The organism is Rhizobium sp. PRIMUS64, assembly GCF_023006465.1.
GTDB lineage: Bacteria > Pseudomonadota > Alphaproteobacteria > Rhizobiales > Rhizobiaceae > Rhizobium > Rhizobium leguminosarum.
In genome coordinates this window covers 1-5,855 of record NZ_JALBGX010000227.1, presented here as the reverse complement: position 1 = coordinate 5,855, position 5,855 = coordinate 1, and the positions used below count along the sequence as shown (strand labels likewise).

At 63.4% G+C, this 5,855-nt stretch carries 5 protein-coding genes; all 5 read left to right on the top strand.

Translation table 11 applies throughout. The features are described from left to right. Positions 1-1,276 (top strand): L-aspartate oxidase (locus MOV76_RS37975; RefSeq protein ID WP_247266492.1); only part of this gene is annotated, 1,276 nt, incomplete at its 5' end. Beyond that, entirely contained in the window at positions 1,254-2,177 is a 924-nt protein-coding gene (gene nadC / locus MOV76_RS37970) for a carboxylating nicotinate-nucleotide diphosphorylase (RefSeq protein WP_247266491.1), read from the top strand. The genes MOV76_RS37975 and nadC, both read left to right, overlap by 23 nt. Positions 2,178-2,752: 575 nt before the next feature. After that, positions 2,753-4,699, top strand: coding sequence for a BTAD domain-containing putative transcriptional regulator (locus MOV76_RS37965; RefSeq protein ID WP_050566358.1), 1,947 nt, complete (start codon positions 2,753-2,755; stop codon positions 4,697-4,699). A 106-nt stretch (positions 4,700-4,805) separates the two neighbouring features. Continuing rightward, the gene (locus MOV76_RS37960; protein WP_003553391.1) at positions 4,806-4,949 is read left to right on the top strand and encodes a hypothetical protein; all 144 of its coding nucleotides are present in this window, start codon (positions 4,806-4,808) and stop codon (positions 4,947-4,949) included. A gap of 13 nt (positions 4,950-4,962) precedes the next feature. After that, on the top strand, positions 4,963-5,855 hold an 893-nt coding region (locus MOV76_RS37955), incomplete at its 3' end, for a YcaO-like family protein (RefSeq protein WP_247266490.1).

Here is a 5,855-nt window from a genome sequence, read left to right as displayed (position 1 = left end):
CGAGGCGCCGGCAGCGATTGCCGCGCTGGAGCAAGCCGGCGTGCGTTTCGACCGGAATACCGCAGGAGACCTCTCGCTCGGGCTGGAGGCGGCCCATAATCGCCGCCGCATCGTCCATGCCGAAGGCGATGGCTCGGGTGCGGCGATCATCGCCGCGCTGATCCAGGCGGTGATGAAAACGCCGGCTATATCAGTGCTCGAAGGCTTCGAGGCGCGGCGGATTGTGATGGATGGCGAGCAGGTCGCCGGCCTGCTCTGCGCGACCGCGAATGGCGCCGCCATTCTGCCCACTTCACGGGTGGTGCTCGCCACCGGCGGCATTGGCGGGCTTTACGACGCGACCACCAATCCGATGGGCAATTTTGGCCAGGGGATCGCGCTCGCAGCAAGGGCCGGTGCCGCGCTCGCCGATATGGAATTCGTCCAGTTCCATCCAACCGCACTCGATTCACGCCGCAGGCCGCTGGCGCTCATCAGCGAGGCGGTGCGCGGGGAGGGGGCTTTGCTCGTCAACGAACGCGGCGAACGGTTCATGGCCCGCATTCCAGGGGCCGAGCTTGCACCGCGTGACGTGGTGGCGCGGGCGATCAGCGCCGAAATCGCCCGCGGCGGACGAGTATTTCTCGATGCCCGCGATGCTCTCGGCAGCCGCTTTGCCGCTCGCTTTCCTGTCATCTCGAGCCTTTGCGGCGAGGCCGGCATCGATCCGGCGAGAGACCTCATTCCTGTGCGCCCGGCCGTTCACTATCACATGGGCGGCGTGGCCACGGATGCAAATGGCCGCAGTTCGGTTCCCGGTCTCTGGGTCGCCGGAGAGGCGGCCTCGACCGGCCTGCACGGCGCAAACCGGCTTGCCAGCAATTCGCTGCTGGAGGCGGCTGTCATGGGCATGCGGGCTGCACGCGACATTTCGGGCATTCCGGCAAGTGGTGCCGGCACTATCTCCGGAGGGAGTCTCCCGGCGCCGACCGATGCGTCATTCGTGCGGCCGATCGTCTCGCGCCATCTCGGCGTGCTGCGCAATGCCGGCGCCATTCATGGCGCGATCGCCTCCCTGCTGCCGCTTGCCGAAGGCAACGGCCCTGCCGCCGATCCGGCTATCGTCGCGCTGCTGATCGCCGTCTTTGCCAGCCTGCGAATGGAATCGCGCGGTGCCCATGCCCGCACCGACTTTCCGCTGAAGCTCGCCAATGCCAACCGGCGCCAGATGCACCTTTCCCAAGCGCTGGAGATCGCCCGCGCGACGCCGCCCTATGCCCTTGCAAGGAGTGCCTGAGATGCGCCGCGTTCCCCTTCCGCGCCTGATCGTCGAACCCTTGGTGCGGGCCGCCCTGCTCGAAGATCTCGGTCTTGCCGGTGACATCACCTCGGCATCGGTTATCCCTAGCCATCATCGCTCGACGGTGGTGATGGCGGCCCGTCAGCCGGGCGTGATCGCCGGACTCGATGCCGCCGAACTCGCCTTCGCTCTCGTCGATCCAGAGATCGTCATGCGCCGCCATCTCCAGGATGGCGACGCGGTCAAACCCGGCGATGTGATCGCCACCATCGAAGGCCCGTCGCGTGGCCTGCTGAGCGCCGAGCGCACCGCGCTGAATTTCCTCGGCCATCTCTCAGGCATCGCCACAGTGACGGCAGGGATCGCCGCCGCCATCAGGGGTACCAAGGCTTCCGTCGCCTGCACGCGCAAGACGACGCCGGGCCTCAGGGCGCTGGAGAAATATGCGGTGCGAGCCGGTGGCGGCATGAATCACCGTTTCGCGCTTTATGACGCAGTGCTGATCAAGGACAATCACGTCGCCATCGCCGGTGGGGTCGCTGAAGCGATCCGCCGGGCGCGGGCAGGCGTCGGCCATATGGTGAAGATCGAGGTCGAAGTGGACACCCTCGATCAGCTGCAAGAAGCGATGGACATCGGCGTCGACGCCGTTCTGCTCGACAATATGACGCCCGATCAGCTGCGCGAAGCCGTCGCTATCGTCGCCGGCCGAGCCATCACCGAAGCATCCGGGCGCGTCACGCCGATAACGGCCGCCGCAATCGCTGCTTCCGGTGTCGACCTCATTTCCGTCGGCTGGCTGACACACAGCGCCCCGGTGCTGGATATCGGGCTCGATTTCGTCGAAGCCGCGGCCGCGACGGAGGTCAGCCCGAAACGGATTGCACAGGTGCTGTGACCCCTCAGGCCTGCTTCGGCTGGACTTCTTTGTCGCTGTCGAATTCCAGCAGTTCGATCATGACGCCGAGATCGGGCACCGTGTCGTAATAGGCATAGCGCCCGTGGCCACCGTCGAATTCGCCCGAAGGGCACCACGACGGAAGACGGTTGGGCTGCGACCGGCGACGGCATCATCGACTGGGAAAAATTCGTACCACTCTTCCGCGAGACAAAGGCTCAGCATATCGTCACCGAGCATGACAATCCGGCCGACTGGCGCCGCTTCGCCCGGCGTTCGATCGAGCACATCAAGGCGCTCGGCCTTTAACGCGGCCGCGATTTGGTTGGGAATAGCGGGTGATAAGGACCATCGGCAGTGGAAATAACCTGCCGCCACGACACGCAAACCGCATCCTCACGAAAGTGTAGGCAAGCATTTCCTCCCCGTGTGGCGCGAGAATATGCAAATATTCGCTGAAAATTCTTCTTTTTAAAGCAAAACCGCTATGCGCCGGCCTCTTATGGCTCTAACATGCTTTGGATTGGCCGGTGCGCTTGTGCGCCTTGGCTTTCAGGGGTGAGAACCGAGATGCGATGGACATCCGGCAGATGCTGACGAACAGGCTGTGCCTGCTCGGAAGACCGCGATTGCTGGCGGCGGGGACGGAACTCCCCTTGCCGGAGAAGTCTTATTTTCTCCTCGCCATGCTCGCCGCCGAACCCAATTTCGAACTCGACCGCGAAACCGTCAGGCGACAGCTCTGGCAATCGGAACTGCCGGAAAAACGGGCCGGCAGCCTGCGCCAGCTACTGGCGCGCATCGAGCAGAGCGTTCCCGCCGGCCTTCCACAGCTGCTTGCCGCGACCCGAACCCATATCGGCCTTGCCGATGGCTGGGAGGTCGATGTTCATATCCTGAAACAGAAAGGGCCACTCGCACCCGAAGACGGCGGCCTGCTGAACGGCGAATTGCTCGAAGGCGTCAAATCGCCGACGCAGGGCGCCGAGGACTGGCTGACCTTCGAGCGCCAGCGCGTCGACGAACTGCGCTCCGCCCATCTCACCCGGCTGGTCGAGACATCAGAAGACAGATCTGATGAAGAGCAGGTCACGCTTGCCAGGCGCCTGCTGGAACTCGACCCTGCCAGCGAGACGGCCTATCGCGCCTTGATGCGCACCTATGTCAGGATGAACGATCCGGCAGCGGCGCGTCAGGCCTATCTGAAGTGCAAGAGCCAGCTGAAGGACGATTTCGACACCGAGCCGGAAGAAAGCACCACTGCTCTTGCCCGCGAACTCAACCTGGTGCCGGCAGCACAGGCGACGTCGGGACATCCTCAGTCGGCGCTTAACCTTTCCGTCAATACGGTCGGCCAGCCGCGCATCATCATTCTGCCGCCGGAAAGTATCTTCACCGATCCGCTGATGGAGCGCGTCGGCAGGGCGCTTCTCGAAGACGTCACCATCGGCCTCAGCCAGCAGCGCGGCTTCAAGGTGATCGCTGCGCATACGAGCCTGGAGATCCTCAGCCGTTCGATCGATCCGTCGCGGGCCGTGCCCGGTCCGCTCGACCTCAGCTTTGACTATGCGGTCTATGTCACCATCCAGGGCCGCGACGAGGATGTCTTTGCGACCTGCCGGCTGACGCGGACGACGACCTCGGAAGTGATCTGGGCCATCGAACTGCCGCTGGTCATGCAGAAGATAAGCGAATCCTTCGCGCATCTGACGCGGCGGATCGTCTCCTCGCTCGCCGACACGATCGAGCGCCACGAACTGGCGATACCGATCGGCGAGGCGCCGCCGTCCGCCTACCGTCTCTACCTGGAAGGCAAGCGGCTGATCGCCCAGACCGATCTGCAGCATCTGCGCCAGGCGCGCAAATGGTTCAAATCCTCGCTCAATCGTTACGAACATTTCTCTGCCGCCCATGCTGGCATGTCGCGCGCGCTCGGCATGGAATGGCTGATCCGCGGCATGCGGGACAAGGAACTGCTTGACGAGGCGAACGGTGCTGCCCGGCAGGCGCAGCAGTCCGACCCGAACAGCGGCCGGGCCTACCGCGAGCTCGGCTTCGTGGCGCTTTATCGCCGCCGCTTTGACGAAAGCCTGGAATATTTCCAGCAGGCCCAGGATCTCAATCCCAACGACGCCGACATCCTCGCCGATTTCGCTGACGCGCTTTCTCATGATGGCGATTTCGATCGAGCGCTGGAGCTCAGCCGCGCGGCCTTCAAACTCAATCCGCTGCCGCCGGACTATTATTACTGGAACCTCGGCGGCATCCACTTCATGCGCGAAGAATATGAAATGGCGATCGAGGCGTTGGAACCGGTGAAGGCGAAGCAGGCAACGGCCCGTCTGCTCGCCGCCTCGCATGCCATGGCCGGCGATACGAGCAAGGCCAGGAATTACGCTAGGGTGGTATTGGAAAACTTCCCGGATTTCCGCAGCGAGGACATCCGTCATTTCGTCCCCGATCGCGATCCCGCCTATACGGAACCGTTGATAAAGGGCCTGCATCTTGCCGGTCTTCCCTGATTGCATCGCCTTTTAACGAAGCCTGTAACGCTTAAATGACGCAGGCAATGTTTCCCTCTGATGGTTAACGGCAGCAAGGCGCTGCCTGACCAATCGGAGATGGAACATGAAGACGAATGCTGAAACCACTGCAGCTCAGACACAGTCTCTGCGCTTTTCTGCCGCCGCCAGGGCTGCCCTGAAGCAGGACGAACTCAACGTTTCCGCAAATGCGCTCGAGAGCCTGACGCATGCGCTGAGGTTCCGCTAAGGAACAGATCGGTATGTCCGCTTTCACCGACCTTGAAACGCTAGCCGGTGACCTTAAACGATCATCGGCCGGTGTCAGCGATTATCATGACCGCGCGGTCACGCCGGCTCAGACCCTCGCAGCCGTCAGGCCGCATCTGCGCGAATTCGGCATCACGCGCGTCGGTCTGCTGACTGCACTCGATGTCTTGAACATCCCCGTCGCCTTCGCAACGAGGCCGAACAGCCATACGCTGTCGGTGTTTCAGGGCAAGGGTATCGATAATGATGCCGCCATGACCTCGGCGGCGATGGAAGCAGTCGAGACGCGGATCGCCGAAATTGCCCCCGCCGACCTGACGCAGGCGACGATCGACAGCATGCGGGCGGAGCGGGCCGCGATGATCGATCTCGACAATGTCGCACGCTGCGCGCCCGATGAGATCGGCAGCAAGCCTATTCCCTGGTGCACGGGGCTCGACATCCTTTCCGGCAGCAGTGTCTTCGTGCCCTGGTGGCTCGTCGGTCTCGATCATCGCGGCGAGAGGCCGCCGGGTTTCGAGCAGTCGAGCGATGGGCTTGCCTCCGGCAACACGCCCTCCGAAGCGGTCCTGCATGGACTTTGCGAGCTGGTGGAGCGCGACGCCTGGGCCTTGACCCAGCTGAAATCGCCGGAGCGCCTGAAGGAGAGCCGCGTCGACCCTGCCTCCTTCGGCGATGCGGTTATCGACGTCATGACCGACCGGATCACACGCGCCGGCATGAAACTGCTGCTGCTCGACATGACGACGGATATCGGCGTTCCCGCTTTTCTGGCGGTCATCATGCCAGGCAATCTTTCCGACCGTGTCGACGCGCGCTGGTCGCATGTCTGCGGTGGTTGCGGCTGCCACCCCGATCCCGTGCGCGCCGCGCTGCGCGCCATCAC